General features: G+C 48.4%; 15 protein-coding genes, 4 tRNA genes and 2 pseudogenes. 3 read left to right on the top strand and 18 right to left on the bottom strand.

The window, feature by feature from the left end; translation table 11 throughout:
- Nucleotides 1–137: 137 nt before the first annotated feature.
- Both IEV89_RS10525 and IEV89_RS10530 read left to right on the top strand, forming a co-directional pair.
- Nucleotides 138–932 carry a cytochrome C assembly family protein gene (locus tag IEV89_RS10525; RefSeq protein ID WP_188473336.1) on the top strand — a complete coding sequence of 265 codons (795 nt, stop codon included), beginning with the start codon at nucleotides 138–140 and terminating at the stop codon, nucleotides 930–932.
- 34 nt (nucleotides 933–966) lie between these two features.
- Entirely contained in the window at nucleotides 967–2256 is a 1290-nt protein-coding gene (locus IEV89_RS10530) for an HlyC/CorC family transporter (RefSeq protein WP_188473338.1), read from the top strand.
- A 78-nt stretch (nucleotides 2257–2334) separates the two neighbouring features.
- Here the strand turns inward: IEV89_RS10530 and luxS are convergent, their stop codons facing one another.
- The 16 genes and pseudogenes from luxS to IEV89_RS22025 form a co-directional block, all read right to left on the bottom strand.
- Nucleotides 2335–2850 (bottom strand): S-ribosylhomocysteine lyase, encoded by a 516-nt coding sequence (luxS, locus tag IEV89_RS10535; RefSeq protein ID WP_188473340.1) that lies wholly within the window; start codon nucleotides 2848–2850, stop codon nucleotides 2335–2337.
- 154 nt (nucleotides 2851–3004) lie between these two features.
- Nucleotides 3005–4570 (bottom strand): glutamate--cysteine ligase, encoded by a 1566-nt coding sequence (gshA, locus tag IEV89_RS10540; RefSeq protein ID WP_188473342.1) that lies wholly within the window; start codon nucleotides 4568–4570, stop codon nucleotides 3005–3007.
- Between the two features lie 84 nt (nucleotides 4571–4654).
- Nucleotides 4655–5083 (bottom strand): YqaA family protein, encoded by a 429-nt coding sequence (locus tag IEV89_RS10545; protein ID WP_188473344.1) that lies wholly within the window; start codon nucleotides 5081–5083, stop codon nucleotides 4655–4657.
- Nucleotides 5080–5646: a fructose-1-phosphate/6-phosphogluconate phosphatase gene (gene yqaB, locus IEV89_RS10550; RefSeq protein ID WP_188473346.1), complete on the bottom strand. Its 567-nt coding sequence runs from the start codon at nucleotides 5644–5646 to the stop codon at nucleotides 5080–5082. The genes IEV89_RS10545 and yqaB overlap by 4 nt, the downstream gene beginning before the upstream one ends.
- 306 nt (nucleotides 5647–5952) lie before the next feature.
- Nucleotides 5953–6029: transfer RNA gene (locus tag IEV89_RS10555), tRNA-Arg, on the bottom strand.
- Between the two features lie 186 nt (nucleotides 6030–6215).
- Nucleotides 6216–6292: transfer RNA gene (locus IEV89_RS10560), tRNA-Arg, on the bottom strand.
- 113 nt (nucleotides 6293–6405) lie between these two features.
- Nucleotides 6406–6482 (bottom strand) — tRNA-Arg (locus IEV89_RS10565).
- 8 nt (nucleotides 6483–6490) lie between these two features.
- Nucleotides 6491–6583, bottom strand: a tRNA-Ser gene (locus IEV89_RS10570).
- Between the two features lie 315 nt (nucleotides 6584–6898).
- Nucleotides 6899–7084 carry a carbon storage regulator CsrA gene (csrA, locus tag IEV89_RS10575; RefSeq protein ID WP_002444426.1) on the bottom strand — a complete coding sequence of 62 codons (186 nt, stop codon included), beginning with the start codon at nucleotides 7082–7084 and terminating at the stop codon, nucleotides 6899–6901.
- Nucleotides 7085–7340: 256 nt separating this feature from the next.
- Nucleotides 7341–9968 (bottom strand): alanine--tRNA ligase, encoded by a 2628-nt coding sequence (gene alaS, locus IEV89_RS10580; RefSeq protein WP_188473348.1) that lies wholly within the window; start codon nucleotides 9966–9968, stop codon nucleotides 7341–7343.
- 137 nt (nucleotides 9969–10105) lie between these two features.
- Nucleotides 10106–10780 carry a recombination regulator RecX gene (recX, locus tag IEV89_RS10585; protein WP_373283370.1) on the bottom strand — a complete coding sequence of 225 codons (675 nt, stop codon included), beginning with the start codon at nucleotides 10778–10780 and terminating at the stop codon, nucleotides 10106–10108.
- A gap of 99 nt (nucleotides 10781–10879) precedes the next feature.
- A pseudogene (locus IEV89_RS10590) lies at nucleotides 10880–11608 on the bottom strand (recombinase RecA family protein).
- A 110-nt stretch (nucleotides 11609–11718) separates the two neighbouring features.
- Nucleotides 11719–12213 (bottom strand): nicotinamide-nucleotide amidase, encoded by a 495-nt coding sequence (gene pncC / locus IEV89_RS10595; RefSeq protein ID WP_188473350.1) that lies wholly within the window; start codon nucleotides 12211–12213, stop codon nucleotides 11719–11721.
- Between the two features lie 178 nt (nucleotides 12214–12391).
- Nucleotides 12392–13504, bottom strand: a complete 1113-nt coding sequence (mltB, locus tag IEV89_RS10600) for a lytic murein transglycosylase B (protein WP_188473352.1) — start codon at nucleotides 13502–13504, stop codon at nucleotides 12392–12394.
- Between the two features lie 221 nt (nucleotides 13505–13725).
- A complete protein-coding gene (locus tag IEV89_RS10605; protein ID WP_188473354.1) occupies nucleotides 13726–14952 on the bottom strand; it encodes a mechanosensitive ion channel family protein in 1227 nt (408 codons plus the stop codon).
- Between the two features lie 133 nt (nucleotides 14953–15085).
- Nucleotides 15086–15305, bottom strand: a pseudogene (locus tag IEV89_RS22025) (tyrosine-type recombinase/integrase); the annotation flags it as partial.
- A 227-nt stretch (nucleotides 15306–15532) separates the two neighbouring features.
- Between IEV89_RS22025 and mutS the strand changes: the two are divergent.
- Nucleotides 15533–18088: a DNA mismatch repair protein MutS gene (gene mutS / locus IEV89_RS10610; protein ID WP_188473356.1), complete on the top strand. Its 2556-nt coding sequence runs from the start codon at nucleotides 15533–15535 to the stop codon at nucleotides 18086–18088.
- A 114-nt stretch (nucleotides 18089–18202) separates the two neighbouring features.
- On the opposite strand, the gene rpoS is transcribed toward mutS, so the two are convergent.
- Together rpoS and nlpD are read right to left on the bottom strand one after the other, a co-directional pair.
- The gene (gene rpoS / locus IEV89_RS10615; protein ID WP_188473358.1) at nucleotides 18203–19204 is read right to left on the bottom strand and encodes an RNA polymerase sigma factor RpoS; all 1002 of its coding nucleotides are present in this window, start codon (nucleotides 19202–19204) and stop codon (nucleotides 18203–18205) included.
- Between the two features lie 50 nt (nucleotides 19205–19254).
- A complete protein-coding gene (gene nlpD, locus IEV89_RS10620) occupies nucleotides 19255–20247 on the bottom strand; it encodes a murein hydrolase activator NlpD (protein WP_188473360.1) in 993 nt (330 codons plus the stop codon).
- Between the last annotated feature and the right edge of the window lie 177 nt (nucleotides 20248–20424).

Below are 20424 nucleotides of genomic sequence, written 5' to 3' on the forward strand. Positions count from 1 at the left end.
CCGCCTTAGCGACACAATTGCGGGATTATAACACGAAGTGTTGACGATCTCTGCTTTGGCATCTCAGATAGGTTGGAGCGTGAGGCGCGTAACGTTATACTGACCGTCTAATTCATTTTTGATGCTAATGATACGCTATGTCAGTTTTTCCCGTTATCGCCATGTTTGCCTACCTGCTCAGCCTTGCCCTGATCATCCCGAGCATTATCAGGAAGACTGGCGCATATCGGCGGTTAGCATTGATTTCAGTGATCATCGCGCTGATTTGCCATGCTGTGGCACTCCAGCAACGCATCTTCGATGTCAGTACTGGTCAAAACCTGAGTCTGGTTAATATCGGCTCAGTTGTCAGTCTGATCATATGTACGGTAATGACCATTGTTGCTTCGCGCAACCGTGGTTGGTTTATTTTACCTATCGTTTATAGTTTCGCACTGATCAATCTGGCGTTTGTCACCTTCCTTCCTGGTGAGTTCATCACTCACCTTGAGCAAAGCAAAGGGCTACTGGTACATATTGGTCTCGCACTGTTTGCCTACGCGACGCTTATTATTGCGGCGCTCTATGCGCTCCAACTGGCCTGGCTCGACTATCAGCTAAAAAATAAACGTCTGACATTCAACAATGACATGCCGCCGCTGATGACCATAGAGCGTAAACTCTTTCACATCACACAGGTTGGCGTTATTTTGCTAACGCTGACGCTCTGCACCGGCTTGCTATATATGGATAATCTATTCAGTCGGGAGAACATTGACAAAGCAGTGCTGTCGATTCTCGCATGGTTTGTCTATATCGTTTTGCTGTGGGGCCACTATCATGAAGGTTGGCGTGGTCGCCGAGTCGTATGGTTTAGCATGGCAGGTGCCGTGTTATTGACACTGGCCTACTTTGGCAGCCGCATGATCCAGCAACTGATGATTCATCAATAAATTGCAGTTCAATCAATAAATAAGGAATTCCCCGTTGGAGCACGTCTCGACAACTACCCTCATCATCACATTGATCATTATGGTGGTGGTTTCGGCTTATTTTTCCGCCTCCGAGACCGGCATGATGACGCTCAACCGATACCGGTTACGCCACCTTGCCAAACAAGGCAACCGTGGAGCACGTCGCGTTGAGAAACTGCTGAAACGTCCCGATCAGCTGATAAGTCTGGTTCTCATCGGCAATAATCTGGTCAACATTCTCGCCTCTGCTCTGGCAACAATTGTGGGTATACGGTTGTATGGTGACGCAGGCGTCGCCATCGCAACCGGTATTTTGACCTTTGTGGTACTGCTTTTTGCCGAAGTACTGCCAAAAACTTTTGCGGCGCTCAACCCAGAACGTATTGCATTCCCCAGCAGCCTGCTGCTGCGACCGCTGCAAACAATCATGATGCCTCTGGTGTGGATCCTCAACAGCCTGTCGCGTTTGCTCATGCGCATGCTTGGTATCAAAACCAATGTCGGAATCAGCGATGCGGTAAGTAAGGAAGAGTTGAGAAGCATAGTGAACGAATCACGCTCGCAGATCTCCCGCAGAAATCAGGACATGTTGCTGTCAGTTCTCGATCTGGAAAAAGTCACCGTTGATGACATCATGGTGCCACGTAACGATATTGTGGGGATTGATATTAATGATGACTGGAAATCGATCATCCGTCAGTTAACGCACTCTCCGCACGGTCGCATTCTGCTTTATCGCAATTCCCTGGATGATGCCATCGGCATGCTGCGATTGCGCGAAGCTTACCGCCTAATGACCGAGAAAAAAGAGTTCACCAAAGAGAACCTGTTGCGTGCCGCCGATGAGGTTTATTTTATCCCCGAAGGTACGCCGCTCAACATCCAACTGGTAAAATTCCAACGCAACAAGAAGAAAGTTGGCATTGTGGTCGACGAATATGGCGATATACAGGGACTGGTGACAGTCGAGGATATTCTTGAAGAGATCGTGGGTGATTTTACGACCTCAATGTCCCCGACGCTGGCAGAAGAGGTTATGCCGCAAAGTGATGGTTCAGTGATTATTGAAGGCAGTGCTAACGTCCGAGAGCTAAATAAAGCCTTCAATTGGACTTTACCAGCCGACGGCCCACGCACGGTGAATGGTATGCTGTTGGAAATACTGGAAGAGATCCCTCAAGCGGGGGCTAGTCTGCGCGTTGAAAATTACGCAGTAGAAATCCTCGCCGTACAAGAGAATATGATTAAACAAGTTCAGGTAAGACCGATGCAACCGCTAAAAAACAGTGTTAACCGGCACTGAGCCAACCACTTACTTGGGTTTCATCGAAATAGAAAAAGACGCGATATCGCGTCTTTTTTGTGACTAAATGCATTGAAACTAGATATGCAGTTCGGTCAATTTCTCTTTTGGCAGTGCCAAATCGTCGTTGTGATTGACGACCACATCGTTATCGAGAATGTGTTGTGCTATTTCCTGAGCTTCTTTCAGGGAATGCATTTCGTAAGTCCCACACTGAAACTCATTCAGCTCAGGAATTTTACGCTGGTCAGTCACTTTCAGAACGTCGCCCATCGCCGCTTTCCAGGAGTCAGCAACCAATTTCTCCGTTGGTACGCCAATCAGACTCATATAGAAACCGGTACGACACCCCATAGGCGAAATATCAATGATTTCGACACCATTCCCATTGAGATGGTTACGCATAAAACCCGCGAACAAGTGTTCAAGAGTGTGGATACCGCGCTCAGGCATGACTTCAATATTCGGGCGGCAAAAGCGCAGGTCGAATACAGTGATGGTATCCCCATGTGGGGTTTTCATGGTTTTTGCGACGCGAACAGCAGGTGCTGCCATACGGGTATGGTCTACGGTAAAGCTATCCAACAGTGGCATATCGTCACCCTCCTAAAGAAAAAATGTTTTTTATCGAACTCAGGAAACCTTTTCCCATAATACGAGTCTGAATATATGAAAGACGCACATTCGTTATCATCATCCCTGTAAACAGAGATGTTATTTGGCCACATTGATTGTGGCCTTTTTCTTTTTAACCGCCGTTAAGTGCGGTCAGATACTCTTCAAAGCTTAGCTTATCATTGGCTTCAAGATCGCGCTGTCGCTGCCATGAAGCTGCTGATTCTACAGCAAGCTGTTCTGCGCTTAGAATTTCCAGCGGTTCCTGCAATAGCATCTGGCGATATTTCTCGGCTAACGCTAACCCCAGGTTACCGGCACCCTGCGCTTTGATATCTCGTAAGATGCGTGCGGAGTAGGTCTGCTCAGGGTTATCAAACCCAACAACCAGTTCGTTACAAACCTCCTGGTATTGCTGGTTACCATTCTGACCATCCAACACTTCCGCCACACGACGCAAGTCGGCAAACAATGCCTTCCCTACCTGATCAAGTGGCTTACGCTCGTCGTTACAACCGATGCCAATGGTTTGATTAGGCTTACGCCCTTCAAGGATCACGCGATTCCAGTTTTTACGCGTACACAGCAGTTCATCGCTATTCATCTCTGGTGCATCGGCCAAAGCACACCATATCAAAAACAGATCAAGGAAACGCGCCTGAGACGCATCGACACCAATAGGCGAGAAGGGATTCACATCCAAAGAACGCACCTCAATGTATTCGATTCCACCACGTAACAGGGCTTCTGAAGGCGTTTCGCCAGAACGAGTCACGCGTTTCGGACGGATCGGAGCATAAAGTTCGTTCTCAATCTGTAACACATTGGTGTTCAACTGCAGATATTGGCCGTCTTTATCCTTGACGCCCATTGCAGCGTACTCTTCGGAAGGAGTACGGATCGCCTGCTTCACGCCTTTAACATAAGATTCCAGGTCGTTGTATGTAACCCCCAGATTACTCTGCGCTTTATTGGTGTAACCCAGATCACTCAGACGCAATGAAGTCGCATAAGGCAAATAACACATTCCTGATTCCGTCGTTTCAAACGGTAAGTCTATTTCTCGCCCTTTCAGGAAGGAGGAACAGATAGCCGGAGATGCTCCGAACAAATAAGGAATAACCCACCCGAAACGGTAGTAGTTACGAATGAGTTTGAAATAGGCAGCAGAGATTTCATCCTTTCCACTTTCCGCATCAGTGATACCAAGACGTGCTTGCCAAAATTCAAGCGGTAGCGAAAAATTATAATGAATGCCAGAAATAATCTGCATCAATGCGCCATAACGGTTTTTAAGGCCCTCACGGTACAGATTTTTTAAACGCCCAATATTGGAAGAACCGTATTGTGCGAGTTTAATCTCCTGCTCCGCGCCAACGAAACAAGGCATACTCAACGGCCACATTCTTTCATCACCCAGTTCACGGGCAACGTGGCGGTGAACATCACGCAAGAACTTCAGCAGATGGTCAATATCACCATCAACCGGAGTAATGAACTCCAGAAGGGATTCCGCGAAATCGGTTGTTATCCAATGATGCGTTAGCGCAGCACCTAAAACCTCTGGATGCCCTGTCGCCGCGAGTGAACCATCAGCATTAACACGAAGCGTTTCACGTTCTATGCCACGACGAATACCTTTTACTGCCTGAGGGTGGGCTTCCAACCAGGAAAGCGCCTGAGATACATCCGGGATCAAATTGACCTCCCGCTATTTGAAATCATTAACTTGCAAGCATACTGAATCTGCATAGACGTAACCATCATGATAAGCGATACCAATCTAACTCCACCATGAAATCCCCTGTAACGTAATGACGGTTAATACCGCATAGCGTATTGTTTTCCCTATACAGAGGAAAAACACCACCGGACCCCAAGGCATGCGCAACCAGCCTGCCAACACACATAAAACATCACCCACTACCGGTAGCCAACTCAACAATAGTGCAGCAGGACCAAAACGATTCAACCATGCCATTGCGGTATTAAGCCCGCGCTGGGGTTTCAGCCCGGGCAGCAATCGACCAATGATAATATTGGTTATCCCGCCCAAGGTATTGCCAAAAGATGCAGCTGCCACCAATAAAAGTGGCGACGCACTGCCAGACGATAGCAAGCCAATCAGTAAGATCTCTGAATTTCCCGGCAACAAGGTCGCACTAAGAAAACTGCTGCCAAAGAGAGATGTCACCGCCAGCATTGTACTCAAAGTGCGCGAACATCCACGACAGCCATATTGGCGCGCTGTGCAGCCTGGATACCAAAATCAGCATCCTCGAATACTACGCATTTTTCAGGTGGTACGCCGATTAATTCAGCGCATAGTAAAAAGGTGTCAGGTGCTGGCTTGTAGTTCTGTACATCACTGGCACCCACAATAGCGTCAAAACAGTGACGTAGACCTAAGTGGCGAAGAAGAGCATCCGCCGTCCAGCGTTCACTGCCTGTACCTACAGCCATCGGGCGACGACCGTGGTAGAACTTCACCACATCAATGAGCGGAAGTGGTTGTACGATATCCATAAGCATCTCTTGCACGGCAGTGGTTTTCTCGGCAGCAAGAAGATGAGGATCCAATTCAGCTTGGTTATCATCGATAATAAACTTTGCTATGCGCCACGTCGGCGAACCATTGAGAGCCACCATGGCGTTGAAATCATAGCGCATATTGTATTTGGACAATACCTGATGCCAAGCCTTACGGTGCGTGGGCTCTGTATCCAATATGGTTCCATCCATATCAAAGATCAAACCCTCGTAGAGATCGTACATCTTGTACTCCTGCTCAGGATAAAAACAGGAAGCCACTTTAGCGTAAAGTCTGTCGAAAGTCGCATTTTGTCAGGGCGATATAAGAAGGGCGGACAATGAGATGAAGGGAGATTTGAAGACGTAAGAAATGCCTAAAAACAAAAAACTCGCTGGAGCGAGTTTATCTAATAGGGTGCACACTGGAAGATTACTCAGCTAACGCTTCGCCCTACAGGCCGTTGCTAACGCAACGTTATCTTCCTTCGTGCTATCTGCATGCTGAGTGCGCGATAAGATGCCTACCGTCGCTTCAACATACACAAAATATGGTGCACCCAGGAAGATTCGAACTTCCGACCGCTCGGTTCGTAGCCGAGTACTCTATCCAGCTGAGCTATGGGTGCGTTTGGGGTATTTGTGTTTTATGTAATTCGGGAAAAGCAGAGAAAAAGAATGGTGCACCCGGGAAGATTACTCAGCTAACGCTTCGCCCTACAGGCCGTTGCTAAAGCAACGTTATCTTCCTTCGTGCTATCTGCATGTTGAGTGCGCAATAAGATACCTACCGTCGCTTCAACATACACAAAATATGGTGCACCCAGGAAGATTCGAACTTCCGACCGCTCGGTTCGTAGCCGAGTACTCTATCCAGCTGAGCTATGGGTGCATTTTGATTCTTACTGCAGATTTTACCCAACCATTTCTGTCCGTACTACTTCAGCTTTCGCTTCCGCCCATTACGCTCATTTGATTGCAAATCAACATACGCTTTGGAAAGTATGGTGCACCCAGGAAGATTCGAACTTCCGACCGCTCGGTTCGTAGCCGAGTACTCTATCCAGCTGAGCTATGGGTGCATTTTAAATGGCGGTGAGGCGGGGATTCGAACCCCGGATGCAGCTTTTGACCGCATACTCCCTTAGCAGGGGAGCGCCTTCAGCCTCTCGGCCACCTCACCATACGCTTCTTTCGAGTTGTGCTGACTCACTTTGTTTAAGCTCATCGGCACTGCGTGGCGCACATATTACTTTCCCGCACTTATAAGTCAAACCCTTTTTTTACAACATCGACCTGTTTGGACAATTCACGCGCAACATGCGCAGTTTGACGGCAAATAGTGACGTTTAGACCATAAAAACATTATTTTTTCTTGAGATAGAGATCAAAAGATAAGGTGCACTTTAAGCAAGAATGAGAAAAAAACAGAAAGGGGGAAATAGAAATAGGCAGGAAAAGAGGTCAGCGCCTCGCCGTTAGCGAGACGCCTGGTAAATCAGTAATTCGTTTGTTGAGACTTCTCAGCCTGAATGCGCTGATAGATCTCCTCACGATGCACAGAGACCTCTTTGGGCGCATTAACACCAATACGCACTTGGTTACCTTTAACACCTAAAACGGTAACAGTTACCTCATCGCCAATCATGAGGGTTTCACCAACTCGGCGAGTCAGAATAAGCATTCTTTGCTCCTTGAAGAATTAAAAGAGTCGAGTCTCTCAGTTTCCCGGACATTATCTATTAACCGAGGGTAAAACGTAAGCCATAACCCCCACACTAAGTGTAACGAGCCTGCGCCATGAGTCAGCAATACATTAAGCTTAGCTGAAAACAAGACTTTCGTGGCTTTCCTTGCCTGGCCTAACCTACCTGCGATAGTGAAAACGCCATGCTGTACAATACATTATGGCGTTTCTTTGTGTAGTGATTTATTTATTATTACAGTTTAGCGTCTACCCAGGCCTCTACACTCGCCAGTGCGGCAGGAAGGGCTTTAACGTCACTGCCCCCAGCCTGTGCCATATCAGGACGACCACCGCCTTTACCGCCAACCTGCTGCGCAATAGAAGCAATCAACTCCCCGGCTTTAACACGGTCGGTCAGATCTTTGGTAACGCCAACGATCATACTGACTTTTTCATCGTCGATGGTCGCTAAAACAATAATGGCTGAGCCCAACTGATTTTTCAGATCATCAACCATGGTTCGCAGCATTTTGGGTTCAACATTATCCAGTTTACGGACCAGCAATTTAACGCCTTTTACTTCTTTGGTCTGGCTGGAGAGTGAAGCACTTTCCTGTGCGGCCTGCTGAGCTTTCACTTGATTAAGCTCTTTTTCCAGCAAACGCGAACGGTCGATCAACATACGGACTTTATCTGTGATGCTGTTCACGTCACCTTTAACTAAATGCGCCACGTCCTGCAACAAATCACTTTGCTGATGCAGTGCCTCAATAGCATTTTCCCCCGTAATACCTTCGATACGACGAATACCCGCAGCGGTGCCTGACTCGCTCTGAATTCGGAACAGCCCAATATCACCCGTACGATTAGCATGAGTACCACCACAAAGCTCAGTGGAGAAATCGCCCATCGATAGTACTCGGACGCTGTCATCATACTTCTCGCCGAACAGCGCCATCGCCCCCTGCTCTTTGGCATCATCTAGTGCCATGATTTTGGTCTGAATTGGCAAGTTACGACGGATTTGTGCATTCACCAGGTCTTCAACCTGACGAATTTCTTCCGGTTTCATCGCTTCAAAATGCGAGAAATCGAAACGTAGGTAGTGATCATTCACTAATGAGCCTTTCTGAGCAACATGCTTGCCCAAAACCTGACGCAATGCTGCGTGCAACAAATGCGTGGCTGAGTGATTCAACCGGATACGTTCACGACGGGCAACATCAACAACCGCTTCGACAACATCACCGATGCTTAACTTACCAGCACTGAGTGCCCCCTGATGACCGATGGCTTTACCGTATTTTTGTGTATCAGAGACAATGAATGCACCGGATGCCGTTTTCAGTTCACCTTTGTCGCCAACCTGACCGCCAGACTCACCATAGAATGGGGTGTCATCGAGCACGACAATGGCGTTATCACCTGCGCTGATAGCATCAACGGGTTGCCCATTAATAAACAATGCCACTACTTTTGACTGACGTTCCAGGTGTTCATATCCGGAGAACTGAGTAACGCTATCAATGCGTACCATATTGTTGTAATCAGCACTAAAACCGCTAGATTCACGCGCACGACGGCGCTGAATTTCCATCGCTCGTTCAAATCCGGCTTCATCAACTTTAAGATCACGCTCGCGACAAACGTCAGCCGTTAAATCCAGCGGAAAGCCAAAGGTGTCGTACAGACGGAAAGCAATGTCGCCATCAAGAGTATCGCCTTTCATTGAAGACAACTCGTCGTCAAGCAATGCCAGACCGCGCTCAAGCGTGCGTGCAAATTGCTCCTCTTCCGTTTTAAGCAACTGTTCAACCATCGCTTGCTGTTGTTTCAACTCTTCCCCAGCAGAGCCCATCACGTCAATCAGCGGAGCAACCAGTTTATAGAAGAAGGTATCTTTGGCGCCAAGCATGTTGCCATGACGAATTGCGCGACGAATAATACGACGCAATACATAACCACGGTTTTCATTCGACGGGATCACGCCGTCAGCGATAAGGAATGCGCAGGAACGAATGTGGTCAGCGATAACCCGCAGTGATTTGTTATTTAAGTCTTTCGCGCCAGTAACCTGAGCAACAGAGGCAATCAGTTTCTTAAACAGATCAATATCGTAATTTGAGTTCACATGCTGCATTACCGCAGTAATACGTTCCAAACCCATCCCGGTATCAACGGATGGCTTGGGCAGCGGAAGCATCGTGCCATCAGACTGACGGTTGAACTGCATAAAGACGATATTCCAGATCTCGATATAGCGATCGCCATCTTCTTCTGCGGAACCAGGAGGACCGCCCCAGATATGGTCGCCATGATCGTAGAAAATCTCGGTACAAGGTCCACAAGGACCGGTATCCCCCATCTGCCAAAAATTGTCTGACGAGAAGGCGCCACCTTTATTGTCACCAATGCGAATAATACGCTCTTTAGGTATACCAACCTTCCCTTCCCAAATATCGAAGGCTTCGTCATCGGTCTCGTAGACCGTAACCCAGAGCTTATCTTTTGGCAGATTGAACCAGTTTTCACCGGTCAATAATTCCCAGGCATAGTTGATGGCATCATGCTTAAAGTAATCACCAAAACTGAAGTTACCCAGCATTTCGAAGAAAGTGTGGTGACGTGCGGTATAACCAACATTTTCCAGATCGTTATGTTTACCGCCTGCACGCACACAACGTTGAGATGTGGTCGCACGGCTGTAATCACGTTTATCCAGACCCAGGAAAACATCTTTAAATTGGTTCATCCCAGCATTGGTAAACAACAGTGTTGGATCGTTAGTCGGGACAAGCGAACTGCTTGAAACAATGTTGTGTCCCTTACTATGGAAGAAATCGAGAAACGCTTGTCGGATCTCAGCGGTGCTCTTGCTCATAAATGTCCCGGAATCTGGCTTAAAAAACGATTCGTGAGCGAGAAAGTGCCAAATTCGGCATCAGACTGCGCATCCCACGAACAAAAAGTGTGGATAAGATAAATTTTCTTCGCAGGGAAGTAAAATCCCGTATGCGATCAATCATCAAAATCACGATAAATTGACTGGATTTCTTCGTTAAAGAAGCCCCGAGAGAGCAAATAACGCATCACTTTCGATTTTTCTTTCCAATCAGTGGGTAATGGCTCATCGAATTTTCGCACGGCTAGATCGCGCGCGAGTGCACACCAGTCGACATCACTATTTTCTAATGCGAGGATGATCGTTTCTTTATCCACGCCTTTTTGCTGCAGTTCTGAACGGATCCGCTGAGCGCCGTAGCCTTTTTTGCTGCGTCCTGAAATATAATGATTGGCAAATTTAGCGTCATCCAACCAGCTGTGCTGGTAACAATAATCGATGACAGACTGGACGTGTTCAGGAGAGATGTCTTCAGGGATTTGACGATCTATTTTTTTCTGCTCCTCTTCTTCTTGCCACTCTTTTGAAAAGGAGAGCGTGGATTTGCGAGCATGAGATTTTGGAGACTTAAAAGAGGAGGGTTTACTGAAGGCTATCGGTGGAGTCAGCAGCTTACGTCGGAGTTCCATTTCGCCATGATCTCGCTGGGATAATAACCGCATAGCCCGGCTAATCAACGCATTGATTTTTCCAGCATCTCCCTCTTTTGCTGGTGAAAAAAGCGAGGAAGCATCTTCTAATTCATCATGTTGGGATCGATGTTCAAGATTTACCGCGTTGTCATCAGACATTTTGGTCACCTTATATAAGCAAAACGCCAGCCTGGATCTCAGGCTGGCGTTTTGTAGAGCGTATTAGATCCTGAACAGCAGGTTCAGGACCAGGCGAAATTAAAACTCTTCGCTAGTTTCAACACTGTCACCCAGATCTTCAACGGTAGCCTTCGCGCTGATTTCACCGGTGCCGCCGCTAAGCAGCATATCACGCAGTTTTTTGTCTATCTCTGCGGCGATTTTCGGATTTTCTTTCAGGAAGTTGCTGGAATTAGCTTTACCCTGCCCAATTTTCTCACCGTTGTAGCTGTACCATGCACCGGCTTTTTCGATCAATTTGTGTTTAACGCCCAGATCGACCAGTTCACCATGAATATTGATACCCTCACCATACAAAATAACCACATCACCATCTTTTATGGCACCGATACGGCGGATATCAAGACGCACAGAAGCATAGAATTTTAGTTGATCACATCAACCGCACCTGAACGGGTCAAGGCATCACAGATTTCCAACGCCTGCTCACCCGTATCAGGCTGCGAGCACAGCAGGTTGTCGATATCAACGCCAAGTTTTTTAGCATAAGCGTTGCGCCGAAGCAATAACCTGCAGCGTCAGTGTTGTTTTACCGGATGATTCTGGGCCATAAATCTCAACGATACGGCCCATCGGTAAACCGCCAGCACCTAACGCGATATCCAAAGACAAAGAGCCGGTAGAGATCGTTTCAACGTCCATAGAGCGATCTTCACCAAGACGCATGATGGAGCCTTTACCGAACTGCTTTTCAATCTGGCCCAATGCTGCAGCTAACGCCTTTTGCTTATTCTCATCAATAGCCATTTTTGCTCCTTCGTCTGACAGAGAGTGAATGACCTCACTCACGTCACTGAATGTAATTTATGCACAGGTAATTGCGCCTAATTATACTGTATGCTCATACAGTATCAAGCCTATTTTTCAAGAAACTCACTCAATACTGTTTGTAATGAAAAAACAGCAGCTTGCAAACGGACTGATGCACGATCGCCGGGAAAGTGTTGTTTGATTGCCAAAATTCGCCCTTCGCTGTCGGCAAATCCAAACCATACCGTGCCGACAGGTTTATCTTCAGAACCACCGTCAGGGCCTGCAATCCCACTAATAGACAGCGCTAGGTTCGCTCCCGCGGCATGTAAAGCCCCCTGCGCCATTTCGCGTACGGTTTCTTCGCTGACCGCGCCGAATTCATTCAGGGTTGCCTCGGCCACACCTAAAAGTTGGTGTTTCGATGCATTGCTGTAGGTTACAAAGCCGCGATCAAACCATGCTGAACTGCCTGCGATATCAGTAATCGCTTTTGCCACCCAGCCACCGGTACACGACTCAGCGCAGGTGATCCATAACCCTTTTTCTTTCAAGCTGTTGCCAACCAGCATACTTAACTGGTGTAGCTGATGCTCGCGCATAACCGATCCTTAGAGAGTGATCACATTCGCCAATGTTAACACTTCTGCATCGCAGAAATCAGTTAGTGACCATTTTTTGCGAGATGTATTCAGGTAACGATTCGTCACTACCAGGTGAACCCTGACAAAGCAAAAGGACCACTTACCGTGGCCCTTATTGTTAAGTACAGTTGGATGCTCAGTTCCCCTGCCTTGCCTTACTTACTGCTTCCCCTAGTTGCCAGACGGCCATCGCATAATACGCGCTGTGGTTATAACGAGTGATAGTGTAGAAGTTAGGCAACCCGTACCAGTACTGGTAATTGGTGCCCATATCCAATCGCAGCAGGCTGGCTTCCTGATAATTAGCCAACGACCCCAAAGGGCTCAGACCAGCAGCCTTCAATGTAAAGATCGGATACTTGGTCTTAAAGCCATTTTCAAGCAACGGAGCTTGCCCGGCGGCAGGAATGGCAATAGGTGCCCCTTTGGTCCAGCCATGCGCTTTGAAATAATTGGCAACGCTGCCGATAGCATCAACCGGATCCCAAAGATTTGCGTGACCGTCACCGTTGAAATCTACCGCATAGTCTTTATAAGAAGAGGGCATGAACTGTCCGTAGCCCATCGCACCGGCGAAAGAACCACGTAAGCTAAGAGGATCATCGCCTTCGCTGCGCGACATCAGCAAGAAGGTTTCCAGTTCACCCGAGAAATAATCAGCCCGGCGCGGATATGCAAAAGAGAGCGTTGCCAGCGCATCAATAATACGGGTTTTACCCATCACGCGGCCCCAGCGGGTTTCAACACCGATAATGCCAACGATGATTTCAGGCGGCACACCATAAATTTGTTCAGCGCGCTGCAACGCATCCTGGTATTGATTCCAAAACACCACACCATTTTGCACATTATCCGGCGTAATGAATTTAGCGCGGTAACGGTTCCAGGCACCGTTGGGCACAACTGAAGGCCCACCACTTGGTGCTTGTTGGTCCATCAATCGCAACACAAATCCCAGACGCTTGGTCTGTGCCAGTACATCATGCAATTGCTGGCGGTCAAAACCATGCTCGCTGACCATCTTCTCCACGAACCGGTTCATTCCTGCGTCGTAGGCAAAATCGCCGTTTTGCAACTGGCCTGTATGCTCAGGTTGCAGCATGAATCCACCACTCGTGTTGCCTCGAATGATGGGAGTCTCCACACCACCTTTGAAAGGATTGCCGGAGTATTCTGGCGCGGGTGCCGGCTTGCTACTGCAGGCTGTGAGCAGGGTAATAACAGGAAGAATGGCAACCAAATGACGCATCAGATATCCGTATAGCCATACAAAAATAAGTGACGGCTATGTTAAAGCATTGCCCTGCGTGGACAAACCGGAATCTAGAGGTGAATTGTAATCCAGCTCTGTTAGTTACACTCTTTTCGATGCCGCAACTAACAGTGATTCAAGATAATTACCTTTTATAACATAGCGTTATAAAATCACATTAACCACCAACGGTCATCCTATGCATTTTCAAGATCAATTCACCCTAAGCTCCCGATAGCGCGCATGTCACTGCCAGTCGGTGCCTGATGAATGCGTAAGCCGAACTCACCTATTACCGCAAATATATGGTCAAAAATATCAGCCTGGATACTTTCATACTCGAGCCAGGCAACCGTATTGGTAAACGCATAGATCTCAACGGGTAAGCCTTCTGCACCAGAGGAAAGTTGCCGCACCATCAGCGTCATATCTTGACGAATCAACAAATGCTGACGCAGATACTCGGTCAGGTATGCCCGGAATATCCCGACGTTGGTCATGCTGCGCTGATTGAGCACTGAAGCCGTGGCAGCAACCTGACCATTCCAACTATCGATCTCCTCCTGACGGGCCACCATATAAGGTTTAAGCAAGCGGACCTGCATAAGCTTGTCCTGCTCATCCTGGGAGAGAAAACGGATACTGGTAGTATCTATATTGATGCAGCGCTTAATACGCCGCCCGCCAGAGGCTGACATGCCGCTCCAGTTTTTAAACGCATCCGACACCAGCGAATAGGTTGGAATGGTGGTGATGGTGTTATCCCAGTTGCGCACTTTTACCGTCGTCAGCCCAATATCAACCACCTCACCGTCAGCGCCATATTTAGGCATTTCCAGCCAGTCGCCCAGTTTCAACATACTGTTGGCAGAAAGTTGAATTCCTGCCACCAGTCCAAGGATAGGGTCTTTAAACACCAACATCAGCACTGCTGCCATCGCGCCCAGCCCGCTAATCAGTATCGCCGGAGATTTGCCGATCAGCAGTGATATCATCATGATGCCAATCACAATCGCACTCACCAACTTAACCCCTTGGAAAATCCCCTTAAGTGGGAACTGCGAGGCGAAAGCAAAACGGTGCGACAGACCAGAGATAACATCCAGTAGTGAGAATAAGGACATCAGCGCGTAAAGCATGACCCAAAGTTGAGCACAAGTGGTAAGAATAAGCGCGGCATCGCTGCCCTTTTGCAACCACAGTACAGCCTGAATATTGACGATCATCCCTTGCAGAGTAAACGCGAGTCGGTGAAACAACTTATTTCCGGTAATAATCTGTAGCCACAGATGGCTGCTTGCCTGGGCACGTCGTTCAAATACGCGCAGAACGATGCGATGCAGAATAAAGTGAACAATTAGCGCGGTGAAAAAAATAATAATCAATGATATCGAGTGGTCTGAATCTATTCCATATTGCTTTAGAATTGTGTCCAACTGCTGCATAAAGCCTCCTTTGCTCGCCTTTAAAAACGCTTGATTATAAGTGGTTACGTGCTCACTGCTTCCTATTGTACTTTAAATACGTGACCAATATTTTCACGGAATAAATCGAATGTAGATAACAGGTCCCCCAGCGGGCCATGTTGCAGACCTCACCTGTTCGACACCCCGTCCATAGTGTCAGCCGCAACACGTTTTTGCTCGTTGTGGCTATAAGCAGAACCCGGTAACCCTCGTAAAAACGTCGCCAACGCCTTCTCACTCAGTATTCGAGTGCCACGTTCACAGGTCAGTTTGATATTGGTCTGACGTAGGCTGGATTTAGCTAACAGTGCCGGGTTAGTGAAGTTGTCATTTTAATTTGAGCTTTTGCAACTTCATACGGGCCATTGCAAGCGAGATTTGCGGGAAACTTCCAATTTTTACCTGTGACAGCTTATTGGTCACTGGGCTAGTATAGCGGGATAAAATTCTGTACTCGTACGCCTGAGCCGGTAAACGCCAGTTAGACATTGTGATACCGAATGAGAACTATAAAAATCACAATTCACTTTAAATTCAATCCATTAATAAGATTAAGTCTATGACTGACAAGCAAAATTTAGATTCCCACACCCCGATGATGCAACAGTATCTTCGCCTGAAGGCCGAGAACCCTGAAATCTTGATGTTTTACCGCATGGGAGATTTCTACGAGCTGTTCTATGACGATGCAAAGCGTGCTTCACAGTTACTGGATATTTCCCTGACTAAACGCGGCGCCTCAGCCGGTGAACCTATTCCAATGGCGGGCGTACCCTATCACGCCGTCGAAGGTTATTTAGCCAAGTTGGTACAACTGGGTGAGTCAGTAGCAATTTGCGAGCAAATTGGTGACCCGGCGCTCAGTAAAGGTCCCGTTGAACGTAAAGTAGTACGTATTGTCACGCCGGGAACGGTCAGCGATGAAGCCTTACTCAATGAGCGCCATGACAACTTACTGGCGGCGATCTGGCAGGACGGGCGAGGTTTTGGCTATGCAACACTGGACATCAGCTCCGGTCGTTTTCGCGTGGCACAGCCTGAAGATCTGGAAACCATGGCCGCTGAAATACAGCGTACCAACCCGGCAGAGCTGCTTTATCCTGAAACGTTTGAAGCTATGCCACTGATATCTTCACGTCGTGGTCTGCGCCGCAGGCCAATATGGGAGTTTGAACTTGAGACGGCCAAACAACAGCTTAACCTACAATTTGGTACCCGCGATCTGAGTGGTTTTGGTGTTGAACAGTCACCTCAGGCACTGCGCGCTGCGGGTTGTCTGCTGCAATATGTAAAAGATACCCAGCGCACCGCCCTGCCGCACATCCGTGGTGTGACCATGGAGCGTCTGCAGGACGGTATTATTATGGATGCCGCTACACGTCGTAATCTGGAACTAACGCAGAACCTGTCAGGTGGCATTGAAAATACACTGGCAGCGATACTCGATCACGCAGTAACACCGATGGGCAGCCGCATGCTCAAGCGCTGGATCCACATGCCAACGCGCGATGTAAAAGTATTGAATCATCGTCAGATGGCTCTGGGATCGTTGCAGGATCTCAGCGCGGAATTGCAGCCGGTTTTACGCCAGGTAGGCGATCTTGAACGCATCCTGGCGCGTCTGGCGTTGCGCAGTGCGCGACCACGTGACTTGGCCCGTATGCGCCACGCCTTGCAGCAACTGCCGGAAATTCGTGCATTGTTGCAGCCTTTGCAAACAGCACATATTCAAGCGCTGATCAAAAACTGTGGTGAGTTTAATGAGCTGGTTTCCCTGCTGGAACATGCCGTAGTTGAGATGCCGCCTGTACTGGTCCGTGACGGTGGTGTGATTGCGCCAGGCTATAATGCCGAACTGGACGAATGGCGTGCTCTGGCAGACGGTGCGACCGATTATCTCGACCAACTGGAGATCCGCGAACGCGAAAAACTCGGTCTGGATACGCTTAAAGTGGGTTTTAACGGCGTTCATGGTTACTTCATCCAAGTCAGCCGCGGGCAGAGCCACTTAGTTCCTATTCATTACGTCCGTCGCCAAACATTGAAGAATGCTGAACGCTACATTATTCCTGAACTTAAGGAATATGAAGACAAAGTACTGACATCGAAAGGCAAGGCGCTTTCGCTGGAAAAAGCACTATACGAAGAGCTGTTCGATCTACTCATGCCGCATCTGAATGCACTGCAACAAAGTGCCAATGCGCTAGCTGAGCTTGACGTGTTAAGTAACCTGGCAGAACGGGCTTACACACTTAACTACACCTGCCCGACACTCAGCGATAAATCCGGAATTAGCATTATCGGTGGTCGCCATCCGGTGGTGGAGCAGGTTCTCAGCGAACCCTTTATCTCCAACCCGCTGTCCATGTCGCCACAGCGCCGTATGTTGATCATAACGGGTCCCAATATGGGCGGTAAAAGTACTTATATGCGCCAGGCTGCGCTGATTGTGTTGATGGCGCATATTGGTTGCTATGTGCCTGCTGACCAGGCAGTGATTGGCCCAGTGGATCGTATATTTACCCGCGTGGGTGCAGCAGATGATCTGGCATCAGGGCGTTCGACTTTTATGGTTGAAATGACCGAAACGGCAAATATCCTGCACAACGCTACGGAAAACAGCCTGGTCCTGATGGATGAAATCGGGCGTGGCACCTCCACTTATGATGGCCTGTCGCTGGCTTGGGCGTGTGCTGAAAACCTGACCAACCGCATTAAAGCCATGACATTGTTTGCCACCCACTATTTTGAACTGACCACCTTGCCGGAAAAAATGGAAGGTGCGGTTAACGTCCACCTCGACGCCATCGAACACGGCGATACCATCGCTTTTATGCATAGTGTTCAGGAAGGTGCTGCCAGTAAGAGCTACGGTCTGGCCGTTGCAGCACTAGCCGGTGTGCCTCGTGATGTGATCAAACGGGCGCGCCAGAAACTGAAAGAACTGGAAAATCTCTCCAGCAGTACAGCAGCCAGTAAAGTGGATGGCACCCAGTTGGCTTTACTCACAGAAGAGATTTCGCCCGCAGTGGAAGCGCTTGAAGCGTTGGATGCTGACTCACTATCGCCACGCCAGGCGCTGGAGTGGATCTATCGCCTGAAAGATATGGTGTGAAAATTTTCGCGAAATAAAAAACGCCGGGGTATCAAATACCCCGGCGTTTTGTTTGCTAAAGACAGTATAGTTAACGATAGCCTGTCAGTGTGTCACGGTGGCTAAACGAGCAAATTACTCGCGAAACAGAGCTTCAATACTCAAGCCCTGTGCCTGCAAAATCTCGCGCAGGCGGCGCAAACCTTCAACCTGAATCTGGCGAACACGTTCACGCGTAAGGCCGATTTCACGGCCAACATCTTCCAGCGTTGCTGCTTCATACCCTAACAGACCGAAGCGGCGCGCCAGAACTTCACGCTGTTTTGCATTTAACTCGAATAACCACTTCACGATACTCTGTTTCATATCGTTGTCTTGGGTGGTGTCTTCCGGACCGTTTTCTTTCTCGTCCGCCAGAATGTCTAATAGCGCTTTTTCAGAGTCACCACCTAACGGAGTATCGACTGAAGTAATACGCTCATTCAGGCGTAACATACGGCTGACGTCATGTACCGACTTATCGAGCTGCTCAGCAATTTCCTCAGCGCTCGGTTCATGGTCAAGTTTGTGTGCAAGTTCACGCGCAGTACGCAGGTAAACGTTCAACTCTTTAACGATGTGAATCGGTAATCGGATAGTACGGGTTTGGTTCATAATTGCCCGTTCGATCGTCTGACGAATCCACCAAGTGGCATAAGTTGAAAAGCGGAAACCGCGTTCCGGGTCAAATTTTTCAACTGCACGGATAAGGCCAAGGTTACCTTCCTCGATCAAATCCAGCAGTGCCAGTCCGCGATTACTGTAGCGGCGGGCTATTTTAACGACCAAACGCAGGTTACTTTCGATCATACGACGGCGAGATGGAACATCCCCTCGCAGCGCACGGCGTGCAAAATAGACCTCTTCTTCTGCGGTCAGCAGAGGAGAGTAACCGATCTCACCAAGGTACAGTTGAGTTGCGTCCAGCACTCTTTGGCTTACAGCCTGTGACAACAACTCTTCTTCTGCATCAGCATCAATCGTGTCGTTATCAGCCGTCTCTTCGACTGTGTTTTTATCGTCAAAGGCTTCCGCGCTGTTCTCGTCGAAATCTACATCATCATGTAACTCGTTAACTTTCAGCGTATTCTGTTTCATATGCTGCTCCTACCCGTGGTCCCGAGGGCAGAATCAAAACTCTGCCCGAGTTATCGCTGCGGCAGATAGCGCAGCGGGTTTACGGATTTCCCCTTGTAACGAATTTCAAAATGCAATCTAACTGAACTGGTTCCGGTGCTACCCATCGTGGCTATTTTCTGTCCCGCCTGCACTTCTTGTTGTTCCCGGACCAGCATTGAATCGTTATGAGCATAGGCGGACAGGTAATCATCATTGTGTTTAATGATGATGAGATTACCGTAACCGCGAAGAGCATTACCTGCGTAAACTACGCGCCCAGAGGCAGTAGCTACGACAGATTGCCCGCGCGAGCCAGCAATATCGATCCCTTTATTTCCCCCTTCGGAAGCTGAGAAATTATCGATAATTTTCCCGTCAGTCGGCCATTTCCAAGAGGAAACCGGACCGCCATTATTCGTCGTGCTGGTGACAGGAGTACTGGCTACGGCAACAGGTGCTGTGGTAGTAGCCACACCTGATGAAGGCAACATTTTACCTACACTCTGTTTACCCGAGGAATCAGAATACGTGGTAGTTGGTTGAGATGCAACCACCGTTCCTTGCATCATTCCGGCGGAAGGCGCTTTCGGAACACCGCCATTTGTGGCATCCGTGCTGGCTAACATTCCACCCGTGCTCGCGTTGGATGAGACGTTATTTATCTGCACTGTCTGGCCGACATTCAAGCTATAGGGAGCAGCGATATTGTTACGTGCTGCAAGGTCTCTGAAGTCATTGCCAGTGATCCAGGCGATATAAAACAGTGTGTCTCCACGCTTGACCTGATAAGTACTTCCGCTATAACTGCCTTTTGGAATCGTGTTATAACTACGGTTATAAACGATGCGGCCTTCAGGGCCATTCGCGGACGCAGAATTCAGAGTATTCTGACCCCCACCGCCGTTTACGCTACTAATTGGGGCCGAAGTCGAAGCTTTATTAGTACATCCCACCATCCAGGCGCTGATGAATGTACACACCGCAATGCGGCTTAAGGTTTTCATTGGGCTTCCTGTGCTCATATTTCCCCCGTTACGGCGATCTCAGAATCTATCTATTCACCGCTTATACGCCGCCATATGCGGTCTACATGCCAATTGGCACAGTATAAGCGGGTAAACACATCCGGGCTAAGCACATGCCCGCCAGATGGCGACAGTAAAAAACTGTAGGGAATGCTATCAACATCACCAGTACAG

Origin of the sequence: Hafnia psychrotolerans, assembly GCF_014639435.1 — a bacterium.
Classification (GTDB): Bacteria; Pseudomonadota; Gammaproteobacteria; order Enterobacterales; family Enterobacteriaceae; genus Ewingella; species Ewingella psychrotolerans.

Excerpts from the sequence above, each read along its gene's own strand:
- alaS (WP_188473348.1), bottom strand. The coding sequence starts at position 9,968 with ATGAGCAAGAGCACCGCTGAGATCCGACAAGCGTTTCTCGATTTCTTC.
- mltB (WP_188473352.1), bottom strand. The coding sequence starts at position 13,504 with ATGCGTCATTTGGTTGCCATTCTTCCTGTTATTACCCTGCTCACAGCC.
- csrA (WP_002444426.1), bottom strand. The coding sequence starts at position 7,084 with ATGCTTATTCTGACTCGCCGAGTTGGTGAAACCCTCATGATTGGCGAT.
- IEV89_RS10525 (WP_188473336.1), top strand. The coding sequence starts at position 138 with ATGTCAGTTTTTCCCGTTATCGCCATGTTTGCCTACCTGCTCAGCCTT.
- luxS (WP_188473340.1), bottom strand. The coding sequence starts at position 2,850 with ATGCCACTGTTGGATAGCTTTACCGTAGACCATACCCGTATGGCAGCA.
- recX (WP_373283370.1), bottom strand. The coding sequence starts at position 10,780 with ATGTCTGATGACAACGCGGTAAATCTTGAACATCGATCCCAACATGAT.
- nlpD (WP_188473360.1), bottom strand. The coding sequence starts at position 20,247 with ATGAGCACAGGAAGCCCAATGAAAACCTTAAGCCGCATTGCGGTGTGT.
- yqaB (WP_188473346.1), bottom strand. The coding sequence starts at position 5,646 with ATGTACGATCTCTACGAGGGTTTGATCTTTGATATGGATGGAACCATA.
- IEV89_RS10605 (WP_188473354.1), bottom strand. The coding sequence starts at position 14,952 with ATGCAGCAGTTGGACACAATTCTAAAGCAATATGGAATAGATTCAGAC.
- pncC (WP_188473350.1), bottom strand. The coding sequence starts at position 12,213 with ATGCGCGAGCATCAGCTACACCAGTTAAGTATGCTGGTTGGCAACAGC.
- mutS (WP_188473356.1), top strand. The coding sequence starts at position 15,533 with ATGACTGACAAGCAAAATTTAGATTCCCACACCCCGATGATGCAACAG.
- rpoS (WP_188473358.1), bottom strand. The coding sequence starts at position 19,204 with ATGAAACAGAATACGCTGAAAGTTAACGAGTTACATGATGATGTAGAT.